Here is a 25,608-nt window from a genome sequence, read left to right as displayed (position 1 = left end):
ATACTCGTTAACGAGTCTTTGAACTGGATTCATCCACCTTTTATACTCATTAATGAGTCTTTGATACTCGTTCATCCACCTTTTATACTCATTAATGAGTCTTTGATACTACTCTCTGCGCCTCTGTGCCTTTGCGTGAAACTTAACACCCTACTAACAGCGTTTCCAAGTAGGGAGTGAAATTATATACAATAGCTTATCAGTTGCCTATACTCAATGATGTCGAGTTAAAACTGACAGTTAAACAAGTTTTTAGCTATAGGACTATGAGTTAAGTAATATAGCGGTTCTCAGTTGAGTCCAATATAGACCTAACCCCCAGCCCCTTCCCTACAGGGGAAGGGGAGTAAGATTCAAAGCCTCTCTCCTTTTAGGCTACGGTGTACACACAAGTCCTAAAAACCTAGCTTGATAAAACTTTTTTCGTTTCCTCGTTCCCAGTCGAAGACTGGGAATGCATTCATTGAGTCTCTGACTCAATATCTGACTGGAGGCAGCAGCCCCTAATCAGGCATTCCCATGCAGAGCATGGGAACGAGATAAACGAGAGAATAATGGGAAATTGAGCTTTTTTCGACTTGTGTGTACACCGTAGCTCCTTTTAGGAGAGAGGTCAAAGTCTATTGCATACAAACGAAAAGCGTTATACAACTACCTTTTTACCAAATTAATGATGTTGGAGAATAGTCTATGGCAATGACGAAGCTCTGGAAGTTTTTGCGAAACATTCGGGATTTGAACTGGACACAAGGCGTAGAGGTAACAAAGACTGGAGCCGAAGGTGCTAAAGCCGTGCTTGATTTGGCAAAAGCAATTAAGGAGCAAAAACCCAATGTTCAAAACTTCAAACCCTATGTAGAACAGATTTCGTCGCTATTAGATGTATTTAATTCTCCTCTCGGTCAAATTACCAAGGAAGTAATTCCCTTCGCACCCGTCGCCATTAACATCCTCAAGTTCATTATTGATGCAACCCACAAAGAGCCAAGTTTAGAAAACTGTGTGGTACTAGTTAGTCAAGCTGCCTACATAGATAGTTTTCAGGATATTCTCAAAGAAAACTCCGAATTACTCAACAAAATTAATCCAGACCTTCCAGCTTCTCGTGCTTTAGCTTTGCAGATTCAGAAATTGGGTGAGCAAGACTTTGATGAGCGGGAAGTGAAAAAAGCTATTCTCTATTTTCACGAATCTCAACTAGCAAAATCATTTAATCAGATTTTGCAGCAACGCTTACAAGAAGCCGGATTAACCGAGAAAGAAGCAGAAATCTTAACTGAACTAGTAGCGCGTCACACCGATGACAAGATGCAAGACACATTGGTAGAAGTCGGAGAGAAAGCGGACAAACTTTGGAAATGGTATAGCGCCGGAGGAAAAGAAAAGCTAGAGAAAAATCTGGATATTGAAGATTATTTGGAACAGGTAATTAAACCCAAGCCAGAAGAAAAGATTTTTGATGAATCTAACATTACCTTTCGGGATTTATATGTACCGTTGCAAGTCAAAGAACTGGATGTTAAAGACGATGCAAATCTTGACCTAGAAGCATGGGTTAAGGCAATACTGAATGATGCAGAGGCGAAAGACAAAAAAGTTTTGTTTATTCAGGGCGAAGCTGGACGCGGGAAGAGTGTCTTTTGTCGGATGTTTGCCGATTGGGTGCGGCGCGAATTACATCCGAGTTTTACCCCAATTCTGATTCGGTTGCGGGATTTGCGGGTACTAGAAAATAACTTAACTGATACTCTACAGAACTATTTACAACACCATGATTTTGTCACCAGTGATTCAGGCTGGCTGACCGATAAAAATACTCGCTTTTTGTTTTTACTGGATGGGTTTGACGAGCTGTTGCTCGAAGGACGAGCCAGTGGCGGCTTGAAGGAGTTTTTAGGACAGGTGGAGCAGTATCAAAAAGACCCCTCTTGCCGTCATCAGTTTTTAATTACCGGTCGTCCTTTAGCGCTGCAAGGAATTGAGCGCTTCCTTTCACAAACCAAAAGCTTGAAGCACGTTGAACTTCAGCCAATGAATGACTCGCTTCGGCAAACATGGCTGGAAAAATGGGCAGTTGCGGCTCAAGTTAACAAGAGTGAGTTGGAAGAATTTTTGCAGGCTTGCCCTGGTGAAGTCAAAAATAACCTGGCGCGAGAACCCTTACTACTCTATTTACTGGCGCAGATGCACCGAGATAACCGTCTCAACATCCAAATGTTTGCAGGTGCAGACGCTATTAAGGCAAAAATCCGCATCTATGATGAAGCGGTAAATTGGGTACTAGAAAAACAGCGTCACAGTGAAAATCAGAATGACAACACCCGCTTGACTGGATTTAAGGGTGGAGATTTGCGGCAATTTCTCACGGAAGCCGCTTTGTGTGTGGTGCAGTCTGGGAATGAATCTGCGAGAGTGACGATGTTAGAAGCACGGCTTAAAGACAGCAACAACCCAGCTGCAAAGTTAATTCAGCAAGCTAGACAGGAAAATGCCTCGGAAAAAAATCAACAAGATAAGCTACTGAATAACCTGTTGACGGCATTTTATATTAAACCAGCCTCCGGTGAGAAAGGCGGCTCTGCCGAGTTTGTCCACAAGAGTTTTGGCGAGTTTTTATTCGCGGAACGGTTACTAGAAAGCTTTGTGGATTGGACAACAACAAACGTAAGAAGCAACCGTCAGCGCCAAGAAGACTTCGTTAGCACATCTGAAATGGATTGGCAGATTTACGATTTATTGGGTTATGGCAATTTAACGCCTGAGATTGTCGAATATTTGATGGGGTTGTTGGCTGAGAGTTCAGAATTTAAAAACGTGGAACGCTTGTGTCAACTGTTCCAAAGATTGGAGGATTTCTATTTCCGTTGGTGCGATGGGGAATTTATTGATGCAGAAGATCGAAACCATCCTCAGATAAAGAAAAAACAATTGAGGGAGCAATTACCAGAGCGAGAAAATCACTTGGGATTGCGTCAAGTGGATGTGTATACAGGGCTGAATGTGATGATTGTGCTTTTAGAGTTGCATCGCTATGCCCAAACAAGAGACGACCTCAAAGATAAAATCAGCTTTCACCCCTGCGGTAAACCTAATACTGATCAATTTGACTCAGAACGCTTACTCCGTATTATTGGTTATGGTTACTGCTTGGGTGTCTTTGCCTTTAACAGCAACTTAAGATTATTTTTTAGCGGTGCCAACCTTAGCTGTAGCTACCTCAGCCATGTTGACCTTAGTCGTGCTAACCTTAGCCGTGCCGACCTCAGCTATGCTGAGATCAGGGATGCCAACCTTAGCTGTGCCAACCTCAGCGATGCCAACCTTAGCTGTGCCAACCTCATCGGTGTCAACCTCATAGGTGCTGACCTCAGCGATGCCAACCTTAGCTGTGCCAACCTCAGCGATGTCGACTTCAGAGGTGCTGACCTCAGGGGTGCTGACCTCATAGGTGCCGACCTCATAGGTGCCGACCTCAGGGATGCTGACCTCAGGGGTGCTGACCTCAGGGATGCCGACCTCAGGGGTGCCAACCTTGGAAAAGTTGTATGGGATAGTAGGATAAAGTGGCTCAATGCTAGAGGGCTACATGAAGCAGTAAATGTATCTCCAGAGTTAAAGCAAAACCCAGCTTTTGCGGCTGCGGTTTCCTTGAGTCAGGGCATCAGTTGGGTGAGAGAAGGCAAAATTAAAGAAGCACAGGAAGCTTTCAAGCAAGCCCAAATATTTGATCCTAGTTTGAGAAACTCTGCTGAATTTTGGAATAGCATTTGCTGGGTTGGCTGTTTACACGGTTATGCTAAAGCTGTTCTCCGCTTTGGTGAAAAAGCTGTTACCTTAGACCCTGACAATAAAATCTATCAAGATGGTCGAGGCCTGGCTAGAGTATTGACAGGCAATTTGGTTGGGGCATTAGAAGATTTTCAGGCTGCTGTAGACAGTGGCGCACTTGATTACTCAAAAAAAGTGAAGCAGCGACGGCTACGCTGGATAGAAGCACTTAAGTCAGGAAATAATCCCCTCACACCAGAAGAATTAGCGGAGTTGTGGTTAGTTGAGGATTAAGCTAGTTTGTAATTCGGGCGTAGTCTCACGGCAAAGACGCAAAGATAAGATAGCGATGCCGTTCGCGGAGCGTCTCGTAGAGAAGGCGGGCTGCGCCAACGCACTTCATAATGTCTGTCACTTGGCGATGCCTGCGGTGAGCTTGGCTAACGCACATAATTAAATCATCCCCTCTATACTATTTACTTATGGCGATCGCAACTCAACCCCAATTAACTTTAGAAGAGTTCCTGAAACTGCCAGAAACTGAGCCAGCATCAGATTTTATCAATGGGAAAATTATTCAAAAACCAATGCCCCAAGGTGAACATAGCCGACTACAGACTAAATTTTGTAATGTCATTAATAACGTAACTGAAAGCCAAAAAATTGCTTATGCTTTCTCAGAACTGCGTTGTACCTTTGGCGGTGCTTCTATTGTCCCTGATGTCGCGGTGTATCGCTGGGACAGAATTCTTAAAACTTCATCTGGCAGAATTGCTAACCGCTTTGAAATTCATCCCGACTGGGCAATTGAGATTCTTTCCCCAGACCAAAGGTTAAAAAAAGTGTTGAGTAAGTTATTGCATTGTTCACGCAATGGTACTGAACTAGGCTGGTTGATCAACCCTGAAGATGAAAGTGTGCTGGGGATTTTTCCTGGAGTGCGATTGGAATTATCCGAAGGTGCTGATAAATTACCCATCCTGGAGGGTATTGAATTGGAATTGACTGTAGAACAAGTTTTTGGCTGGTTGAGTTTGACGTAAAAAAGCGTTCCGCAAGGTTGCCGTACTCGGCATCGCATTTCCTAGAGAAAGTTGGAAAGGATTGTATCTGTAGGTTTATTGTAGAAACTGGACGGTACAGCCCAAACTCGTGTGTACCACAAAAATTTGTATGCCGTACTTTTATGGAAATTCAACTAGGATTTGTTCTGAAACTGCTTTTACTCTCGGCTTTGTTATCGCTATTAATTAAGTATGCAGCGCCAAATCTATCAATTCCGGCGACAGCAACCAACGCGCTGATTATAATATTTTTGCCGATTGTGATTATAGCGATCGCGCTATTGTGGCGATTCCAAACACAAAAACAAAATTAACTCAAACCATCTACGCACAAGTTCCTAAAATCAGTTAACCTAGCTGAATTACCAAAAAATTGCATCTCGCCAACCGTTGGGAGTCAGCCTGTGAACCTCGGTCAATGGATCGGCTTAATCGCCATACTTCTTTCTTTATACATCCTGTGGCAAATTCGGGAAGTGCTTTTGCTCATGTTTGCCGCAGTTGTCTTAGCCACCACCTTAAATCGGCTAGCGAAACGCTTCCAACGCTTTGGCATGAGGCGTGGATTCGCCGTCCTCCTAGCAGTAGCTATCTTTTTTGCAGGTGTCGTGGGTTTTTTCTGGCTAATTGTGCCGCCATTTGCCCAGCAGTTTCAAGAACTAACTTATCAAGTTCCTAAAGGGTTTGGACGCTTTAATAGTTGGCTTGATGCTCTGAGAACTCGTATTCCTGACCAGTTAGTTACTTACATTCCAGATATCAATAGCCTCATTCAACAAGTACAGCCCTTCGTCAATCGGCTACTAGGAAATTCCTTCGCCTTTGTATCTGGCTCTTTGGAAGTCGTTCTCAAGATTTTGCTAGTGTTGGTTTTAACAGGAATGCTATTAGCCGACCCCCTAGCTTATCGCAAAGTATTTGTGCGGCTTTTCCCCTCATTTTATCGGCGACGGGTAGATGGGATTTTAGATAAATGTGAAGTCTCCTTAGAGGGATGGATTACAGGCGCTTTCATTGCCATCTGTGTAGTAGGGCTGATGAGTTTCATTGGCTTATTAATTTTGCATGTCAAGGCAGCACTAGCTTTAGCGGTTTTAGCGGGATTTTTTAACTTGATTCCCAATCTGGGGCCAACGATGAGTGTAATACCAGCAATGGCGATCGCCTTCTTGGATGAACCTTGGAAAGCCGTCGCTGTCTTGATTCTCTACTTTATCATTCAGCAGGTCGAGAGTAATTTTATCACGCCGGTTGTGATGGCGCATCAAGTCTCATTGCTGCCAGCCATAACCTTAATTGCCCAACTATTTTTCGTTACTTTCTTTGGCTTTTTAGGATTATTTCTGGCACTACCTTTGACTGTTGTTGCTAAGATTTGGTTGCAAGAAGTGCTGATTAAAGATGTTTTGGATAAATGGGGAAATGATCATACACAAGAGACTGAGTTTGTGATTGTTTCTAAATCTCCTGGAGTAGATGAAAATTGGACAGCAGAAAGTCCCGATATTAATCGGGAGCGACCAATTGATGATGATATCTTGCAAAAAGAAGATTAGTTTTTCTTAGGCTAATATCATGTCCGTTTGATTACTGATTAAACCCAAAGAACCCCACCCCGCCAAAGCTACGCTTCGTCTCCCCTCCCGAAGAGCGGGGAGGGGTTCTTTTATTATGGGTAATTATGCGGACATGATATAATATCATGTCCGCATAATTAGTTACGATTCCCACAGTCATTGCACCCCACCCCGCCAAAGCTATGCTTTGTCTCCCCTCCCGAAGAGCGGGGAGGGGATTAAGGGGTGGGGTTCTTCGGGTTTAATAAGCAATCAAGCGGACATGATATAAGAGGTTGTTTGAAAAGTTATATTGTAGGTATCAAAACGTTCTATATCCTCCTAAATCCCCCGATAAATTGGGGGACTTTGATTCCGGTTCCCCCCTTAAATAAGGGGAGCTAGCGCGGTCTTCTCCCAAAGGGAGACGATGCCGCGCATAGCGCAGCGTTAGCGAGTCCGCGTTCGCGCAGCGTCTCGTAGAGAGCGTCTGGGGTCTCCCCAAGTGAAGCGACTGGCGTGGGTTAGGGGAGATCAATAAGTGCCTAAAATCACAGCCAAATACTTTTCAAACATCCTCTAAGGTTGGTCTGAGAGAATCGGTTCTGCTGCAATATCATTTAAGCGGATGCTGCTTAACAAATTCCGCCACTCTGCTTGCAGTGCTGCATCTTTAGGATTTTTCTGACGCAGTTGAGCCAGTATTGTCAGTGCCTCGTACCATATCCCGTTTTGGGCATAGATAGCATAGCGCTTTAGAGGTTCTGTTGTTTGTAGCTCTTTGACTACGGCGGGATTGAGTTCGACTCTTTGTATTACCCCTTGGACGAAAGTCGGGGGAGAATTCTTTTGCTGGTCACAGTTAATGGTGAAAAACCAGTGATATTGTTTGTTTAGTGCCAAAGCAGGAGCAGTGGTAGGCAGAGAAACGCGGATGACTCCTGGTTTATCTGGTAGAGCGATCGCTTTTTGGTAAATCTCGTTAGAGTCGTGATCTTGCAGCACAAATTCAACTTCATAGGGCAAATCTTTGGTATATGGCACATAGAAAAACCAACTTGGCCGTTCTACCGTTGTTTGTCCCCAGACATTGGTAACAGAGTTAGTTTCCTCAGTAAAGGGCATTAAAGCAGTCAAGTCAAGTTTAGTAAGTTTACATGTAGTCCCGCGCTTTGCTCCACCACGAACGCGACCTCCAGGAGGGGGGCCAGGTGGAAGTGGAGGTTGACTAAAGGTTGTGGCTTGAGCAAGGGTCGTTTTAGGATCAGAGCGTAGGCGTAGCCCGCCGTAGGCATCGCTAAGTAAAGAACCAAGAGTTGGTTTTGCCAGTACTGGAGTCAGGCTAACTAGTAAACTGGTGCAGCTAAAAGCTACTACTACAAACAGTTTTATCGGTTGTGAATTTGACTTCATAAAAACCCTTGCTTAACTATGTAAGCCTTGTAGATTTATCTGCTGGTTATCCAAAAATTTAATCAAAAAAATCTTTTCCTATTCCCTATTCTCCACTCGCCACGCGAACTTTTGTTTTTGAATTATAAATTGACATCAAGCCAACCGTGGCTACCAACGATAAAGCTGACGGGACAAACGGCACCCAAGCACCCGAAATTAACAGAGCAAAGCAAGCTATATACAGAACGCTAGAGGTAATACTGACTGCCAATGCCAACCAAGGGAACGAAAGCTTTCGCCAAGCCAGAACTCCCCCTACCAAAGACCAGCCCCAAATCCAGACCACTTCAACCCACAGCGACCAAACTCGCAGCAACGGCCGCCCATTCTGGACAGCACTGAGAATCTGGCTGATCATATGCGCTTGTACTAACACTCCTGGCATTTGCTCATCTAAAGGAACGCCATAGGGTGTAGGCCAGGTGTCTGGAGAATCCCCCTTTGCCACCACACCAATCAAAATAATCCTGTCTTTGATCGCACTGGAGTCAATCGGACTAGATAAAAATTGGGTTAGCTTCACCTGTTCGGCTATCTCCTTTGAGGAACGGTAGTTGAGCAAGATTTGACCACCATTAGCATCAATATTTTGATAGCCGCCAGTCCGAGATTTCAGATTTGGAAAAATAGTTTTACCCAGCTGCAAATTCCCTTCAGGGGTGAACTTTGTTTGAATTCCTAAAGGTCGCAGATAAAGGGAGGCTAGTTGTAAACTGAAGGCATAGCGAGCAGGACACAACGATGTCGCCTCTTGGTTCATAAATAGGAGATGCCGACGGATAACTCCATCACGATCATGAATAAAGTCACTGAATCCCAGATTTGTTTTGGGGATTTCTGGTGGCGGCCCATTGCCTGGGATATTTACTGTGCCATCGCTTCCCTTACATACGCCAATCAAGTTTTGAGTTTTTTGCAAACGAGTAATTAAATCTGGTAGTGTGGCTTTAAAATCACGGTAGATATCCAAGCCGATCGCTCTGGGTTGGTATTGATTCAGTTTTGCCAGGAGTTTATTGAGAGATTTTTCGGAAATGGAAGCTCCAATCAAAGACTCGCCATTTTGTCTTTGAGTTGTCAAATCCTCATCGTCAATTGTGATTACCAGCAGTCGGGGATCAACTCCTTCCGCAGGGCGCGATCGCATCATCTGGTCAAAGGCTTGAATTTCTGGATTTTCTAGCAATCCCAGCCATCTCACCCCACAAACCAAAACTGTAATCGCCAAACTGGATAACAAAGTTGTCTGAAATCTGCGTCTGGTAGACAAAGCTAAATTCGGTATATCTTCAGTTTTTGTAAATCTTAATTCATCCCAAGTGGGTGGTATCTGCGCTGGATTTTGGCAAATCATTGGTAGCCAAGTTGCACAAGGAAATCGGTCCTCAAGTCCTTGCAACCGTTCCCGCGCTTGGCGTACCGCTTGATATAAAGACTCGCCACCGGCAAAACTTTGGAGAAAATACTTTAAAAACTCCTTGGCAACCTGGTCTGGGACGGGTTCGCGCATAACAATCATCTGAGGGATTTGCAAATCAGCCAATTCTCGCGCCAATCCCAATCCATCACAGGAGTTGAATATAGCTAGTTGCAAGCCGTTTTCAATGGCTTTCCGCAGAGCGTACTTTAACTCGCCAATGGTGAGGCTATCAGTTTTATTCAGGTAAATTCGTCCGCTTTCTCCATTTCTGTTACTGGAACTGTGGCCAGCAAAGAAGAGAATATCCCAGTTTTTTCCCCAAAGATGGTCAGTCAATTCCTGACGTTGTGGTTCTACCAGAAAGCTGACCTCTGCGTTACTACACTGTTGCAGTAAAGCTTGATCAGCCTGGGTGTCAATCCCCTGACTATTGCCCACAATTGCTAAAATGTTGACTAATGGATTTTTTGTGCGTGGCTTGTAAATGCGATCGTACGATGGTGAAGAAAGGGCGATTTCAGCCTTGGGGTAGCGTTCTAACAAATCCCACAGATGCCAAGGTAATAGCTGCAATTGGCTATTTTCTGTTTGCAGAATCACCCGCACTTCTTCCGTGGACGACAATTTTTCTAACCATTTTTCCCTCAAAGGGCGAAACTCTTCTGCTCGCAGCCAGGTATTAAAGCGTGCCCGCAAAATATGAGAAGTGTTTTCGCAGTCTTGAATCATCGATACATTCGTCACCTGCATTTGGTCAGCATGGAGGCGATAACGATTGCCTATCTGCCGATAACTAGACTGCCAATGACTATAATAGAGTGGCATTTCGGGGAATGAAGGTAGCCTCCCCGTGATTTCTGTTGCAGCCCGTTCGTGTTCTTCACCAATTTGGAGAGTAACAGCAAACCCCTGCTCAAAACTACCCTCTCCGAATTTCAGAACCACTAACTTACCCATGATCGTCACTATCTCCCTGTGCAAAATCACGCCCTGTTCTAATGTCTGATCACAAGCTCCACAAGCGTCTACAGACTTCTTTGAAAATCTCTAAAAGCTGGCTTGAATTTTTAACTTTTAATTTTTAATTAACCAATTACCACTTAATAAATTACCAACAAACAGGGAAGATAGCTACATGTTTCAAATCCTAAAATGTTCGGTAATGCTGGTATTATTCAAGGCTACTCTAACGCTAAATTGCTCTGTAGGTTCACCGCGAAACTGCAACTGAATGTAGTTGTCTGATTTTCTAGATTGAGCGTTTAGAAATACTGCTCCCGAACTATCTAGAACGGTGAGATGAACTCCTGGCGGCAAGTAGATTTGATTCCCAGTGGCGTGCAATTGGAGATGAATACTGGTTTGTCGATCCTTTTCGGGGCTGATTTCCACAATCAACATCACAGGCTGGTTGAGAATTTGGATACCCAAATCAATCAGTTTTGCACGTTTAGTAATTGATTCTGGTCGGTTATGGGTATTTAGTTCCAAAGTTTCACTACTGCGAAAGGCGTAAGCTGGTCTGAGTTCTGGCACGTTCCACAGAGATTCAATAGTCTGCCAACCTGTCTCAAATATACCAGTAAACCACTGATTTAAATTCACCAGTGAACTAACAGGGGATTGGCGCAGTTGACTCAGGTGGTCGATAAACGCTTCCAATGGTTGCAGTTGTTCTAAAGGCAGTATTTCAGTTGCGACACTAGGAATAAAACCAAGCAGCCTCGCTTCTTGGAGCGATTCGTCAAATTGAACTACTAAATAACCCACCCGTTCTTCCCAAGTTTCTGGAGGAATGGAACATATTTGCTGGTGTTCCCGCACCGGGCGACACTCCAGACGACCAACTGAGGGCACCTCTAAGTCAGCTATATTTTCACAGAGACGCATGATGGGGTTCCAACTGTCACTAGCTTGAAGGTCAGTAGGAATATCCATCATCTGCAAGTAGTCATTCACCACCCACACAGCCAGTGTATTCAGTCGGACTTGTTCTGCTTTTTCAGGATTTGGCTGCTGGTTAGCAAATTGCTGGGCAGTTATGCGAGCTAATTGGCAAATCGGCAATGTTAAAGCGAAATTGTCTAGCTGATAGGTGGAGTTACTCATAAGTCAATCCCTAGTGATCAATGCTGCTATGTACATATCACCCGCATTCACTAAATTTATGCCACAAAACAGAGAATGATTATGAGAAAATTGGGGATTAGGGGTGTTAGTCCCCAATCCTCCCAACTCTGACCACGTACCCAAATCCTCATCAGCCAATGTAACTTGATAGTACTCACACCATTATCGGTACTCCGATGTTAGTGGCGGGAGATGTCACAACCAATTGCCAATCAACACATAGGCAGACCAAAAACTTGGTGCGTTGTAATTAGGATGTTTCAGCAGTTGTAGCTGGCCCCGGTGGACAGCTTCGGCTTTAGTGATTTTGCCACTCTTGAGTTCTCGATAGAAGGCACTAACAAACATTGCCGTCGATTCATCATCAATCTGCCACAGAGAGGCTATGGTACTGCGTGCCCCAGCTCGGACAGCTGCTCCTGCTAGACCGAGTGCTGCACGGCTGTCTCCTGTTGCTGTCTGGCAAGCACTCAAAACTAGTAATTCTACTATGGTTTTACCCTGACTGCGGAAGAGAGTATCAAAATCTTTAACATTGATCTGACCATCGAAATCCAAAATAAAAGTGTCTTCAAGGCGGGAACTAAACTGACCGTGGGTTGCTAAATGCACTATGTTGAATGAAGCAGCACCAATTTCACTCTCTAAATTCTTTTTCTTAAAATCTCCATCTATTAGGCTAGTTGTCGAGACTCCTGCTTTGCTAATGCCATCGAATTCAGATTTGATCGCAAGCAACGGTGCAAAGTTGGAAAAACCTGGTGGCGGCTGAGTTAGTCCTGCGGTTAGCGCTCTTAGCTGCTGTTTTACTAGTGGTTTAGGGTCGAGGAGTTGTAGACCCACGCTCAGAGCGATCGCATATCTCTGTACCAAGTATTGCTTACCATCATAGAGAGCTGCCATTGGTAAATTGCGTAACGGGCCATCCAAGACGAACACTAGGGTATCTACCCCACTTTTTTGCAATTGTGACTCAATCGGTTTGAGCAGCCAGTTATAAACTTGCTGTGATTGACTTTGGACGGTCTTGGTAGCGGTGGGATTGACAAGATTTTTTCGCAGTTTTACTAAGAGTTTCTCTACTTCTGTGGAAGAAATCTGAGTTGTGTAGCTTTGCAGAGGTTGTTTGGGAATTTTGACAATTACCTGGAGTTCTTTTTCAAGAATAATGGGATAGAGGATGGCAGCCGTGGGATTATCTTGGTCTACCACTTGATCGAGGGCTACTCTCTGACCTTGCAGGCAAGCTTCCCGGAAGAAGTCGTCCAATTCTGCTAGTTGGAGTGCTTCAATCCGCTGGCGGACTTTCTCCAATATTTTTTCATTTGGTTTTCCTTGTTGGGATTTTAGCAGTAACTCTACTGACTGTCGGTAGACGGGTTCTACGCTGTCCCGGAAGTTGAATTGTACATCCTGGTTGACTACATCTTTATTGACTACTAAATCTTTGCGGAGAGACTGGAGAGTGTCCACAGCAGCATCATATGCCGCGATCGCACCATTAATATCTTTTTGTGCCCGGAGCAATCTACCTAACTGCCACTCCAAGGTATAAGTAATTTCTGGGGCATTGCTGCTCTGTGCCAAAGCTAATCCTTGCCGGGTCAAGTCTTGCGCTTCTGACCACTGTCCGGTTTCTTCGTACAAGCCGCCTAAACTCTTCAGAGCATACGCTTCTGCCCGCTTGTCCCCTAAACTGCGGGATTGCTGGATGGCCCTTGCGAGTAATACTGCTGAGTCTTTTGTACTGAATCCTGAATAATAATTCTGACTGGATGCTTGCAAAACACCGCTCTTGACTTTTGTCAAACTTTGTGAAAGGTTAACCTGAGCGTAAATACTAGCACGGCTGAGGGGGAGCTGCTTGAGTTGGGACTCAATTAACGGTAAGAAAGCTTGAACCTTTGCCCATTGTTGATCTTCAATGAGTAGGCCCAGGTGATTCAGTTGCGCTTGGACTTTTATGAGGGGTGAAGGAGATGCTGCAACTGTTTGCTGATAATAGGCGATCGCCTTTAGTTTGTCCTGTTGTTTACAGGCATTATTCCCCAGACTGAACAGACTAGCCCCAATATCAGCGCTTGATTGTAGATGTCGAGCAATCACCAGACTTTCTTCTAGTACCTGGCGTGACTTTTCAAAATCGCCCAATACCAAAAGGGCATCACCGAGCGATCGCAAACTCACTGTCTTTTCTATAGAGTCTGGTTGAGATTTTAACGTCTGACTAACCTCTTCGAGTTTTTTGACAGCGCGAGGGTAAAATCCTTGGCTTCGCCACGCCTGTGCTTGATTGATTAGCGATCGCACCACGCCGCTTTTATTATCTGCTTGCCTGTAAATTTCTTCTGTGTGCTGCCAAGTTGCTAAAGCCGCCTCGGCCTGTCCCCTTGTTAGTTGAAGACGACCTTGAATATCCAGTGATTGGGCAAATATTTGCAGATTTTGGTTTTCATCCTGTCCGTTGAGCAAATTTAAGCTCTCTGTAATTGCCTGCTGTGCCTGACTCCATGCACCAAGTTGCTGGTAAGCTAGGGAAAGATTACTCAGTGTCGCTGCCAGTCTGAGGCTCTTTCCTTGCTGCTTATATTCTTGGACAGCTTGTTGTAACACTTCTACCGCCTTGGCAAAGTTTCCCGTATTGTATAAAACTTTGCCTTGTTGTAGTAGTGAGGCGGGGTCAGCGGCCACAGCCAGCGACGTCAGACTGTTAATTGGTAGTTGAGATGAGGAATTAATTGAGCCAGGAACTTTTGCCAGCACGGGTGAACCAAGGATGCATAGCAAAGTTATCAAGAAGTACAAAGGCAAACGTAAAAAGTGAGCCAGCGTGGTTTTCTCCCAACGCTCTGGCTGCTTTTGCCTTTTAACTTTTATAGAATTCGCGCCAAAAATCCTAGTTGTTTTAGCCATAAGCATGACAAGAGGTAAGTGATAACCAGGAACGCACAGGATTAACTGTAGGTGTTTGGGCTACCAGGGTAATGTTACCATTTGCATCTATTACTTATACCTAAGCTTCCACAATCTTATTTATCGTGGCTTGGATGAGGTTTTATTGGCTAAATCTGCTATATAAATCCAAGACTTGTCTAGACATTTATTTCTTACTTTATAGAGAGCATGGGAGCAGTTATCCCGAAGTTCGCTTTCACCATGAAAGCCAAACGCGATAAATTAATTGCTGCGTTGAAAACCTTTTATATTGTACAAAACAAGCTCACATTAGTGGGCTTGTTTTTATAAGCAAAAGGTTTTAGGTTTATTGGGCACATTAACTGTCTTTTGTTAATGTTAGGGAACTCCAAAAAATAAATTATCCAATTTCTGGACTTCACTACGACTTTCCCTCCCCCTGCTCCCTGCCCTCAGCCCCTAAAGCGTGGGATATTTTTTTAATTTGGAAGTCCCTTATCTTAGTCTCGCAACTAGCTCCTCAAGCCTGAATTCCAGCACTCCCTGCCGGACTGGGAAAATTGGATCACAATAAAATACCAAAAACCTGGTCAAGGTTGACCAGGTTTTATCGAGTTCACAGGTTTCAAATTGTTAAACTAATTAAGTAATTGAAAGTTAATAACTAAGGTGGACTAAACAACTAACAAACTCAGCATCCTTGCGTTTTTCCGCTTTGGGATTTGGCTTTGCCTTCTACATTAGGCTTTTTACCACTTATATACTTGATATGCTGAAATTTGCTTGGGTTGATGACAGGGGACACTAAGTCATTTACCCTTTTAGTTTGGTTTTATTTTAGTTTGGTGTCCTGCTACTTAAGTTATCACTTAGTTTGTGAGTTGCAACTCTTAGTTTACTAAAATTGACGTTTTGTGAGATTTTGCAATCTAGAACCAGAAATTTGCTCCCCAACCCTTTTTTTAAAAGAGTTGAAGGGATCTTTGACAGATCAGCATGGCTAACTAAACTACATTGTCACCAATTCCACATAATTTGACTGTTATCAAGATCGTCGGTGACACTACGTCCAATGGCGTCAATTTCTGCCAATTGAGCGGCAGAAAGCTGAATTTGGGCGGCTAATGTATTATATAGTGTTTGTTCGGGATAACGCGCTCTAGATCGTTTTAATCAAGTCAGCATCCTCAACTCCCACCCACATTCTTTTGCCGGCTTGCCAAGTTCCCATCAGGATAAGTAGTGATTTGGACATCAGAAGTACCTAGCGACGCCGAATAGCCCGTCGTAGACATCTCTTTTCCATAACTAACTGTTTCCTAATTCATTTCCCTGGATAGTTTCACACTTTATCGGTTTTAGCTTGAAATTAAATCAGAGTTACATGTAGATGCTGATGGAATTGACTACAACTTTTCATGCTCTCAAAGAATGGGCAGTCGCCGTAAATGCCTTAGAAAGTGGCAAAACAATTATGTTGCTCCGCAAAGGCGGTATCCATGAACGACATGGACATTTTCAAGTTGCTCACAAGCAAATTTTGCTTTACCCTACTTATGAACATCAACAAGCTTTCATGCTGAAAGCTGAGTATGCCAATCGTGTTTATCCAGTAACATCAGGTTGGCATCCAGAGACAGTTCGCATCGGCAGTTGGGCTGAGATTACGGATATTTTGCCAGTTAGCGACGAATTTATTGTCAACGCCTTGCTTCCTTTTCATATTTGGAACGAGGATTTTATTAGCGATCGCCTCAAATGGAAACCACGCCAGCCGCTTTATATTCTCCTCCTGCGGACATATGAACTACCCCAACAAGAAATTCCCTATTACGCCAAATATGCTGGCTGTAAGTCATGGATTGATTTAGATCAAGCAATTCAGTTGCAAGCAGCAAAACCAGTTTTATCTGACTTTGCATACACCCAACAAGTAGAGACAATTCGCAGGATTGTCGGCGATAAGTTGTATGCTCCATCTTTCTAATACTCGGTCAATCAACCAATCATCCATAAGGAGTAACGCGATAAAGGGGAGATGCAGGGACGGGGAGAATGAAAATTTCCCCGTCCCTGCATCTTTGTGATTGAGATTAATGCCAGATGTCAAATTTTAGCGAATTTCATAAGTAATTTTCAAAGTCTGCGCTTATATATGTAAGCAGAAAACAAATAGTTTGATTACGAAACTCAGCCAGAATGGTAGTTATTGTTACACACAATCATAAAAAGCGCGGATAACATTAGAAAAATCTCCCCTAGAAGGAAGGTGAGAGAAAGCTGTTGATCTTTATGTCCTACTAGCAGCTTTCTCAGGGTATGACTTGTTAAGTAATTATCCTGTAGTGGATAGAACTTAATTACACTTTGTCTAAAGTATTAGGCAAAAAAGTACCCCACAAAGGTAAGATGTGGCTTGACAAAAGCCTGCCATTATGCGTTAGTTTTTAGCTAAAAGCAAAGGAGTTTGCAATGCATCGACAAATGTGCTGGTTACCTAAGTCTGGTGGCGATGGAGAGAAAATTTTGTACTTGCAGACAGAACCCAATCAGCCTTGGCGTCCCTACACAGCTTTTGGACATTTTGCAGTCCCAGATTATCAAATACCAGGTGGTTCTAAAGGTTGGGCAACTTATCAAAAACTTCTCAAAGCAGGTTGGACACTAGTACCTAGCGCACGGGCAAACGAGTTTGGCGGCAGCAGCTACGCAGAGTCAACAATCCAAAATCAATAGTTTGGAGTAGAGACGCGATTAATCGCGTCTGTACAGGAGTTTGGAGTAGAGACGCGATTAATCGCGTCTGTACAGGAGTTTGGAGTTATTATTTTCCTTACTTGTCTCCCTTGTCTCCCTTACCACCCTCTGGGGGAACCTTCACCGCGAGGATCAGCCGCCCCTTCTAGAGTTCCATCTGGTGTAACAGCGATCGCATTACCATTACCCCAAGGAGCAGTTTCCTTAATTTTATGCCCCCGACGGCGTAAGTCTTGCATAGTCAGAGCATCCAAGCCCCAGGATTCAACGCGCAACTCATCGGGAAGCCATTGATGATGTATGCGTGGAACAGAAACAGCTGCGCCAACATCCATGTTATATTCCAGCACATTCAGGATCACTTGCAAAACCTGGGTGATGATGGTGCTACCACCAGGCGCACCTGCTGCCATGCGGAAATGACCATTTTCTGTAACAATTGTGGGAGTCATACTGGATAGAGGAGTTTTCCGGGGTGCAATGCTATTGGCATCATTACCAACCAAACCAAAAGCATTCGGTACTCCTGGCGCAGCAGCAAAATCATCCATCTCATTGTTGAGGACAATTCCAGTTCCCGGTGTCACCACACCAGCACCAAAAATCAGGTTAATCGTGAAAGTCAGACTCACGGCGTTGCGTTCTTCATCCACAACAGTAAGATGAGTGGTTTCAGGAGATTCATACTGAGTCGCGTGCAGTTTAAGAGACTGATGGGATGACGAGATGATATTTTCTCCTAAACTCTGATTATTAGCTTGACTAAAACGTTGTAGTATCTTTCTATCTACTGGCTTGACCTCGGTCGAGGGTCTAGCCACTTGCATATTAATTTCTTGACGGCGTTTTTTGGCGTAAGCTGGACTGAGCAGTTCTTGTACAGGAACTTTGACAAAATCAGGATCGCCTAAATATTCTGAGCGATCGGCGTAAGCAATCTTCATTGCTTCTACCATTAAATGTATAGCGTCGGGATGATGCCATCCTAAAGATTTCAAATCAGTGTCACCGATAATATTTAAAATCTGCAATAGGTGAACGCCTCCCGATGATGGTGGTGGCATTGAGCAAATTTTAGCTTTGCGAAAGTTGCCACAAACGGGAGTACGCCAGATTGGTTTGTAGGCTTTCAGGTCTTCTAGAGTAATTAAACCACCATTTTTTACCATATCAGAAGCGATCGCCTGAGCAATACTTCCGGTGTAAAAACTTTGGGGATTTTCGGCAATTGCTGTTAAAGTGCGTGCCAAATCACTCTGCACTAGCTTGTCACCTGGTTTATAAAATTCGCCGTTGTGAGTGAAAATTTCCCGCCCGGCTGGATTGTTGAGAATTGCTTGCTTGCGGGATTGGTTCGTTTGCAGAGAACGCCAAGTTGCTACATCGCCAATAACAAAGCCAGATGCAGCGAGTGCGATCGCAGGTTTGATCACCTCTTGCCAAGAAAGCTTACCATAGCGACGATGCACTTCATATAGTCCCGCCACCGTTCCTGGTGTCCCTACTGCCAAATAACCATTAATACTTGCATTTGGACGCACCTTTCCTTGAGCGTCAAGATACATATTTCTTGTAGCTTTCAGGGGTGCGCGTTCCCGGAAATCTAGCGCTTTCATCTCGCCAGTTTTCTCAGAGTGCATCAGCAAAAATCCGCCGCCACCGATTCCCGCCGAAAAAGGCTCAAGTACAGAGATTGCAAAAGTTGTGGCTACGGCTGCATCCACTGCATTACCACCTTTGCGTAACATCGAAATTCCCGCCTCACTTGCTAGGGGATGGGCTGAAACCACCATTCCCTTTTTGCTGCGTAGGGGTAAAGTTAAAGCGGCTGATGCAACTTGGCTGTAAAATAAGACGCTGAAAGAAAAGATTGCGATCGCTACGCCCACCGCAGGCATCGCAATCCGTTTTGATTTAGCAACAGTAAGCATTTTTATGCCATTTTGTTTGATATTTATTAGCCTACCGTTAAGGTGTGCATTTGATACACATATAACGGTTTTCAATTGCATAGAATACAGACCTAACAAGAACAGCCCCTTCCCTGCAAGGGAAGGGGAGTAAGCCTCAAAGCCTCTCTTCTTTTAGGAGAGAGGTCAAAGTGTATTGCATCCAAACGAGAAGCGCTATAAGCAATTTTAAATAATTTATAATTATCTTCTTACTCGCAGCTTTGACATCCTTTGCGGTTCATTGAATTCATAAATCCTGTAATCGCCCATCCTTGATCTAAACAATGCCGGCAATATCTAAAATGTGAGCTAATATGGATACCGTAATTACACCACAAAGAATAGAGTTACCACCTGGCGCGGTGTTGAAACTGTTGGGAGACTGGCAAGACTATCAAGTATTGAGTCAGCAACTAGGCGATCGCTCCTCGCCTCGCATTAAATATCGAAGAGGGGAGATTTTGCTAATGGCACCGTTACCAGAACATGGAAGGGATGCGAGTTTGCTGGCAGATGTTGCTAAGGTTTTGCTAGATCATTTAGAGCAAAGCTATGAATCATTTACGCCCATCACTATGAGCTTGGCAGAAATTAGTGGTATTGAACCAGACTTTTGCTTTTACATTGAAAATTGTAGAGCAGTAGTAGGCAAAAAAAGAATTGATTGGGAGTCAGATCCACCACCAGATTTAGCAATTGAAATAGATGTGACAAGCTACACCGACATTAATGATTTCTTGCCTTATCGAGTGCCAGAGGTTTGGATATTAAAGAATAATCGGTTATTAATTTATCGATTGCAGGCAGAAAGTTATGTGCTTACAGAAAGCAGCTACTTTCCTAATGTCAGAGAAATTGTGCAGCAATGTCTTCAAATGGCAAACGAGCAAACAACAAGTGAAGTCATTAGGTGGTTAAAAAACTTTTTGCATCAACAACAGTAGACAATCTTATCTCAATACTGTTCGGTTAAGGCAAGAGACGCGATAAATCGCCGTCTTTACAATAATCAGTCCTTCGTCCTGACGGCGATTTATCGCGTCTTTGGGATCTATTATTTTCGGTTCTACCGCTCCCCTTATGATATTTGTAGCAAGAACACAGCCGAAAACCTATGCTATGCCTAGATTTTAGATTTTAATATCAAAGCGTGGCAGCGATCGCCAGATTTTTTTTGGCTCAAATGCAGGTACAGTAATGGTTTCCCTCGTTTCCCTCGTTCCCAGTCGGAGACTGGGAATGCATTCATTGAGTCTCTGACTCAATATCTGACTGGAGGCAGCAGCCCCTAATCAGGCATTCCTAGCTTTGCATGGGAACGAGATAAACGAGAGAATAATGGAAAATTGAGCTTTTTTCGACTTGTAGACATCTGGTGAAATTAAATATGCGTTATCCAGAACTCTTGTAGAGACGTAGCAGTGCTACGTCTCTACATTGTTTTTCGGAGATGAATCTAATCCTTTCGATTTGCGAAACTCTCGGACAACATCTTTAATATCACCTAATTCACCCTCAACTAAATAGTTTAGTCGCCGCATTTCATCTGCCGAAATCTTTCCGGCAAGTTGAGCGATCGCTTTTCTTAATTCGGGATATTTTTTTAATATTTCTTGTCGAACAATTGGTGTAGCTTCGTAAGGTGGAAAATAATGTTTATCATCTTTTAAGACAACTAAACCCAAGCGAAAAATCTGCCCATCAGTGGAATTTCCCGCTACCATATCTACTTGTTTTTGAATCAAAGCCCGATATATCAAACCCAAGTCCATAATTTGGGGTGGTTTGGCAAAACGTAAATCGTAAGTTTTTGCTAATCCGGGAAAACCATCTTCCCGTTCTAAAAACTCGTAGCCAAAACCGCCGCGCCACTGCGGTGTATATTGAGTAGCTTCAGAGAGAGTTTGAATATTGTAGCGTCTAGCATCATCACCCCGGACAATCATCGCAAAAGTGTTTTCAAAACCCAGGCTTGGCATCACTTCCAGATTGAATTTTTGGGCATAAGCTTGTTTTAATCTTTTATAAACTTCTTTAGGGTCATTAACTGCTTTTTGCTTGAGAATTCCAGTAAAAGCTGTACCTGTATACTCAATATAAGCATCAATTTTACCAGAAGTAATCGCACTGTGACAAACAAAAGAACCACCCAAACGAGGGCGACGATCCACTTTTAAATTAGTTGTTGCCTCGATTTGCTGTGCTAACAGTTCACCCAAAATATCTTGTTCGGTAAAATCTTTGGAAGCAACGATAATATTGCCATTGCTGCTACTATTTAAATTCGGCGTGCAGCTAGTGATTAACAGTAACAAAGCAAAAGTTAAAAAGCAAAGTGCTAAAGATTTTCTCATTAATTTTTAATTTTTAATTTATTCTCCAACCAGCCAATTGCAAAGTCAGCCAGTAATGCAATTACCGCCGCCGGAACTGCACCAGCTAAAATCAACTGATCATTCACAACTGATATGCCGCGAAAAATAAACACTCCTAAACCACCAGCACCAATTGCTGCTGCAATAGTTGCAATGCCAATGGCAATTACCGTTGCTACACGCACTCCTGCTAAAATCACTCCCATTGCTAAGGGAATCTCAACTTGCAACAACAATTGTCTATCTGTCATCCCCATTCCTCTCCCAGCTTCCCGAATCGCTGGATCGACGCCAGTAATTCCTGTGTAAGTGTTACGAATTATCGGCAGCAGAGAATATACAATCAGGGCAACAATTGCTGGTACTGCGCCAATTCCGCCAATTATGGGAACCGGAATTAGTAAGCCAAACAGTGCCAAACTAGGAATAGTTTGCAGAATATTCGCTATGCCGAGAATTGGTTGGCGGAGATAGGTTTTGCGTGTAATCAAAATACCTAATGGAATGCCTATAAGTATGGCAATTCCAATTGCAATGCCTACCAAAAATAGGTGTTCTAGAGTATGCTGAAGAATTTCTGGGGCATACTTAACGAGGAAGAAATTTTTCATAAAGTGTCTTGGAAGGAACGCAGACATTGGAGAAAGGCTAGGCTTTCTGGGTGTTGCGATCGCATAAATTCATCTGTTGTCCCCAATACTACCAATTCTCCGCCAGACATTAAACCAATTCTCGATGCCAAAATAAAGGCTTCTTGAATATCGTGGGTAACAAAAACAACTGTTTTGCCTAATTCTTGCTGCAAATGCCGAAACTCTTGTTGAAGTTCTAGGCGCGTAATCGGATCGAGTGCGCCAAAGGGTTCATCCATCAACAACACTGGCGGATCTGCTGCTAAAGCCCTGGCTACACCGACTCTTTGCCTTTGTCCTCCCGAAAGTTCGTGCGGGTAACGTCCAGCAAATTGTGCCGGTTCTAAGCCTACTAATTGCAACAACTCATAAACCCGCGTTTTAATTTGTTTTGGTTGCCAACCTTCCAAAGTTGGGACTAAACCCACATTGCGTTCCACAGTAAAATGGGGAAATAAACCAATTTCTTGAATTACGTAACCAATTTTTCGCCGCAGTTTAATTTCGTCCCATTGAGTTGTGGGAATGCCATCAAATAAAACTTCGCCTTGTGTAGGTGTAAATAGGCGATTAATTAACTTCATTGTTGTGGTTTTGCCGCTTCCACTGCGCCCAAGTAATACCAGCGCTTCTCCTTGGCGGATGGTGAAATTGAGATTTGACACCAATGGGCGATGGTTACGGCTAAAGGTGACATCGCGGAATTCGACGGCGGTTTGGTTATTTTGCGGCATAGGTGACTTTTGGGAGACGCTAGCTATTGTATTATCTGCTGATTTTGCTAGCGTGCTAACCCCCAATTTGCTTTTCCTAATTAGCTTAGACCATTTTGGATTGTCTCGTTCCCTCGTTCCCAGTCTTCCCTCGTTCCCAGTCTCTGACTGGGAATGCCCATCGTTGAGGCTCCGCCTCCCTTACTCGCGGCAGAGCCGCAATAATTAGCATTTCCAGCCAGAGACTGGAAACGAGATTTTAAAACGCACCGCAATAGATCATAAAAACGGTGCGTTAGCCTTTGGCATAACACACTCTACTATGCAGTTTTAACATTATCATCTACGGCTTGTTCTGCAACATTTTTCAAGCGACTTGACCTGATTTTGCGGGCGCGATCGCTATTGCGAACACCACCTGCCATCTCATATTCACGGCTGTCTTTGCCATACTTGATAGCAACCACCATCAGCATTTTCTCACAAAGCTGACTCAAATTTTTTTCCATCTCTTCAATTTCAGTTATAGAAGAGTCGATCACAGACAGAGCGGTATTATAAACATCAATTTTGTTACGTAACTGCTCAATTGACTCAATCAGTTTTTCCAGACTATAATCTTCATCATATTTGATGTTTGGAACAATCGATTTCAGTCCAGCGGATCTTAACTGAGCTTTTTCTAAAACGCGGGATGCACGCTTTTGACGAGACATAAAATTACTCCTTTAAAATGCTGCTAGAGCTAGCTTGCCTCAATTAAACTGCATTCCGGTTCAGCAGAATTAGCAATTGTTGCTCATAAAATTTTCAGGTCATATCGGTAATTTTTCGGTATCTAATCAGTAATGCAACATGAGTTCAACGGCTTATATCATGTTCGCCTAGTTAGTCGAATCAAAAAACCCTCCCTGGTTTGACTACGCAAAACCTGTCCCTCTCCGAGTCGGAGAGAGACAGACTTGAATTTTAGTTTAAGGCAGGGAGAGGTTTATGTTAATGCAAGAAAACACGAGGTAGACTGCTCCCGGCACGAGGTAGACTGCTCCCGGCACGAGGTAGACTGCTCCCGGCACGAGGTAGACTACTCCCGGCACGAGGCAGACTGCTCCCGGCACGAGTCAGACCGCTCCCGGCACGAGGCAGACTGCTCCCGGCACGAGGTAGACTGCTCCCGGCACGAGGTAGACTGCTCCCGGCACGAGTCAGACCGCTCCCGTTTGTTGGGGAGTGCGTAGGCAGAGCAACAACAGGCGATCGCAGTTTATAGAAGGGCGATCGCCTAGTATTCTGTAGGAAAGACCAATATAGGCGATCGCTCATCGACAGTCTAGACAATTTCTCTGATGATTTTATGACTAATTGCGATCGCCACTCATAGACACTAGAGAGAGTTTGTAAATGCAATACCAGCTTGATACCAATATCTGCATTTACTCACATCTAGCAAAAGCCCTGGCGATTAGAAATCGCGGCTACACAGACTTAACCAAAGCTATGCACAAGTTGAGTTTTAGGCTTAACTGAATTGTATTGTGATATATATGAATGGCACTAAGATCAGCCCAAAGCCTTGTGTTGCCTCGTTCCCAGCCTCCAGGCTGGGAATGTATTCCAAGAGGCTCTGCCTCTCGTCAAGAAAGAGGAGGCGGCAGCCCTCCCAGGATGGGTTCCTAGCCTGAAGGCTGGGAACCAGTCAGGGCAAGGGTTATATCTTAACTTAGTGCCATTCTGATATATATAAATTTCTCGTAGGGGCACAGTAATGCTCATTAGTGTCAACTTAATTTCAATGCATGATGCACAGGCGTTTTACCCCCCTTAATCCCCCCTTAGAAAGGGGGGAAACAGGAAATTTAGTTCCCTCCCCTTTCTAAGGGGAGGGTTAGGGTGGGGTAACGCGGATCGTGATGGGAAGTTAGAGAACTGAATATCACGTCTTGACAAGGGTTTCACGTTAAGTTGACACGCATGAGCTTTTTCTGTGCCCTTACCAACGTATTTGTATGATTATTTAAAGTGAAACGGTATTACGGCAGGATTAGAAGCGATCGCGAAAATAGAAGATTCATCATTGGTGCAATGGATATGCTCATCGCCGCTCATGCTCTAAGTTTAGGAGTTACCCTCGTCACCAATAATATCCGAGAATTCTCTCGCATTCCTACGCTGTTATTAGAGAACTGGGTTGAGTAGCTGTAAATAAGCAATGTCTAACGAACTGATAACTGTTAAATCACCGCCACCATCGCGCCACATCTACAATTGCACGGGCAAGTTCTACCATTGCTGCTTCACCACCTAATGCAAAAATAACTGGAAACAATGCTTCGATATCTCGCAGCAAATTAGGGCGAGTGCGAAGAGATAGTTCATGAAGTGTATCTTGCCAAAGGGGAAAAAGTTTCACAATTGGCATTTGTGACAAACTGTCAGCTAAGGCACTTAAGGCATCGGCACGATAATACTGATTCTGAATTGCCCTGGCAGCAGCAAGGGCTTCTGGCAATAACTCTGGTGGCAGTTTCTCAGCTAAGGCACTCAAGGCATTGGCACGAGAATACTCATCCTGAATTGCCCTGGCAGCAGCAAGGGCTTCTGGCAAAACTTCTGGCAGTTTGTCAGCTAAGGCACTCAAGGCATTGGCACGATAATTCTCATCCTGAATTGCCCTGGCACCAGCAAGGGCTTCTGGCAATAACTCTGGTGGCAGTTTCTCAGCTAAGGCACTCAAGGCATTGGTACGATAATACTTATCCTGAATTGCCCTGGCACCAGCAAGGGCTTCTGGCAAAACTTCTGGCAGTTTGTCAGCTAAGGCACTCAAGGCATTGGCACGATAATTCTCATCCTGAATTGCCCTGGCACCA

Annotated in this window: 19 protein-coding genes and 1 pseudogene; 8 read left to right on the top strand and 12 right to left on the bottom strand. The window is 44.0% G+C overall.

All coding sequences use genetic code 11. From position 1 onward, the window contains the following. Positions 1-690 precede the first annotated feature (690 nt). The 4 genes from V7K30_RS16455 to V7K30_RS16440 all read left to right on the top strand — a co-directional run bounded on the left by V7K30_RS16455 (position 691) and on the right by V7K30_RS16440 (position 6,388). On the top strand, positions 691-4,062 hold the full coding sequence (locus V7K30_RS16455) for a pentapeptide repeat-containing protein (protein WP_335000955.1): 3,372 nt from the start codon (positions 691-693) through the stop codon (positions 4,060-4,062). Between the two features lie 188 nt (positions 4,063-4,250). Then, positions 4,251-4,811 (top strand): Uma2 family endonuclease, encoded by a 561-nt coding sequence (locus tag V7K30_RS16450; protein ID WP_335000953.1) that lies wholly within the window; start codon positions 4,251-4,253, stop codon positions 4,809-4,811. A 143-nt stretch (positions 4,812-4,954) separates the two neighbouring features. Continuing rightward, positions 4,955-5,146, top strand: coding sequence for a hypothetical protein (locus tag V7K30_RS16445; RefSeq protein ID WP_335000951.1), 192 nt, complete (start codon positions 4,955-4,957; stop codon positions 5,144-5,146). A gap of 90 nt (positions 5,147-5,236) precedes the next feature. Next, positions 5,237-6,388, top strand: a complete 1,152-nt coding sequence (locus tag V7K30_RS16440; RefSeq protein ID WP_335000949.1) for an AI-2E family transporter — start codon at positions 5,237-5,239, stop codon at positions 6,386-6,388. A 579-nt stretch (positions 6,389-6,967) separates the two neighbouring features. Here the strand turns inward: V7K30_RS16440 and V7K30_RS16435 are convergent. From V7K30_RS16435 to V7K30_RS16420, 4 genes are all read right to left on the bottom strand, one after another. Continuing rightward, positions 6,968-7,801, bottom strand: a complete 834-nt coding sequence (locus V7K30_RS16435) for a DUF928 domain-containing protein (protein WP_335000947.1) — start codon at positions 7,799-7,801, stop codon at positions 6,968-6,970. Between the two features lie 85 nt (positions 7,802-7,886). Next, entirely contained in the window at positions 7,887-10,220 is a 2,334-nt protein-coding gene (locus V7K30_RS16430) for a CHASE2 domain-containing protein (protein ID WP_335000945.1), read from the bottom strand. A 183-nt stretch (positions 10,221-10,403) separates the two neighbouring features. Continuing rightward, the gene (locus tag V7K30_RS16425; protein WP_335000943.1) at positions 10,404-11,372 is read right to left on the bottom strand and encodes a DUF1822 family protein; all 969 of its coding nucleotides are present in this window, start codon (positions 11,370-11,372) and stop codon (positions 10,404-10,406) included. Between the two features lie 216 nt (positions 11,373-11,588). Continuing rightward, entirely contained in the window at positions 11,589-14,312 is a 2,724-nt protein-coding gene (locus V7K30_RS16420) for a CHAT domain-containing protein (protein ID WP_335000941.1), read from the bottom strand. Between the two features lie 1,387 nt (positions 14,313-15,699). On the opposite strand from V7K30_RS16420, the gene V7K30_RS16415 reads away from it, so the two are divergent. Together V7K30_RS16415 and V7K30_RS16410 are read left to right on the top strand one after the other, a co-directional pair. Continuing rightward, positions 15,700-16,296, top strand: a complete 597-nt coding sequence (locus tag V7K30_RS16415; protein ID WP_335000939.1) for a DUF1802 family protein — start codon at positions 15,700-15,702, stop codon at positions 16,294-16,296. Between the two features lie 485 nt (positions 16,297-16,781). Continuing rightward, complete coding sequence (locus V7K30_RS16410; RefSeq protein WP_335000937.1) at positions 16,782-17,045, top strand: hypothetical protein; 264 nt, start codon at positions 16,782-16,784, stop codon at positions 17,043-17,045. Positions 17,046-17,164: 119 nt separating this feature from the next. On the opposite strand, the gene ggt is transcribed toward V7K30_RS16410, so the two are convergent. Further along, entirely contained in the window at positions 17,165-18,997 is a 1,833-nt protein-coding gene (gene ggt, locus V7K30_RS16405; protein WP_442941070.1) for a gamma-glutamyltransferase, read from the bottom strand. A gap of 335 nt (positions 18,998-19,332) precedes the next feature. Between ggt and V7K30_RS16400 the strand changes: the two genes are divergently transcribed. Then, entirely contained in the window at positions 19,333-19,962 is a 630-nt protein-coding gene (locus V7K30_RS16400) for a Uma2 family endonuclease (RefSeq protein ID WP_335000935.1), read from the top strand. Between the two features lie 179 nt (positions 19,963-20,141). Here the strand turns inward: V7K30_RS16400 and V7K30_RS16395 are convergent, their stop codons facing one another. The 6 genes from V7K30_RS16395 to V7K30_RS16370 form a co-directional block, all read right to left on the bottom strand. Beyond that, positions 20,142-20,267: a hypothetical protein gene (locus tag V7K30_RS16395; RefSeq protein ID WP_335000933.1), complete on the bottom strand. Its 126-nt coding sequence runs from the start codon at positions 20,265-20,267 to the stop codon at positions 20,142-20,144. A 175-nt stretch (positions 20,268-20,442) separates the two neighbouring features. Then, positions 20,443-21,372 carry a glycine betaine ABC transporter substrate-binding protein gene (locus tag V7K30_RS16390; protein WP_335000931.1) on the bottom strand — a complete coding sequence of 310 codons (930 nt, stop codon included), beginning with the start codon at positions 21,370-21,372 and terminating at the stop codon, positions 20,443-20,445. Further along, positions 21,372-22,004 (bottom strand): ABC transporter permease, encoded by a 633-nt coding sequence (locus V7K30_RS16385; RefSeq protein ID WP_335000929.1) that lies wholly within the window; start codon positions 22,002-22,004, stop codon positions 21,372-21,374. Before V7K30_RS16385 ends, V7K30_RS16390 begins: the two co-directional genes overlap by 1 nt. Further along, positions 22,001-22,759, bottom strand: coding sequence for an ATP-binding cassette domain-containing protein (locus V7K30_RS16380; protein WP_335001005.1), 759 nt, complete (start codon positions 22,757-22,759; stop codon positions 22,001-22,003). Before V7K30_RS16380 ends, V7K30_RS16385 begins: the two co-directional genes overlap by 4 nt. A gap of 299 nt (positions 22,760-23,058) precedes the next feature. After that, complete coding sequence (locus tag V7K30_RS16375) at positions 23,059-23,454, bottom strand: hypothetical protein (RefSeq protein ID WP_335000927.1); 396 nt, start codon at positions 23,452-23,454, stop codon at positions 23,059-23,061. Between the two features lie 280 nt (positions 23,455-23,734). After that, entirely contained in the window at positions 23,735-24,145 is a 411-nt protein-coding gene (locus V7K30_RS16370; RefSeq protein WP_335000925.1) for a hypothetical protein, read from the bottom strand. Positions 24,146-24,757: 612 nt separating this feature from the next. Between V7K30_RS16370 and V7K30_RS16365 the strand changes: the two genes are divergently transcribed. Further along, positions 24,758-24,934, top strand: a complete 177-nt coding sequence (locus V7K30_RS16365; RefSeq protein WP_335000923.1) for a PIN domain-containing protein — start codon at positions 24,758-24,760, stop codon at positions 24,932-24,934. Between the two features lie 40 nt (positions 24,935-24,974). Here V7K30_RS16365 and V7K30_RS16360 read toward each other — a convergent pair. After that, positions 24,975-25,608 (bottom strand): annotated as a pseudogene (locus V7K30_RS16360) (hypothetical protein); the annotation flags it as partial.

It is taken from the genome of Nostoc sp. (assembly GCF_036917655.1).
Classification (GTDB): domain Bacteria; phylum Cyanobacteriota; class Cyanobacteriia; order Cyanobacteriales; family Nostocaceae; genus Nostoc.
This window is presented reverse-complemented; position numbering and strand designations above follow the sequence as displayed.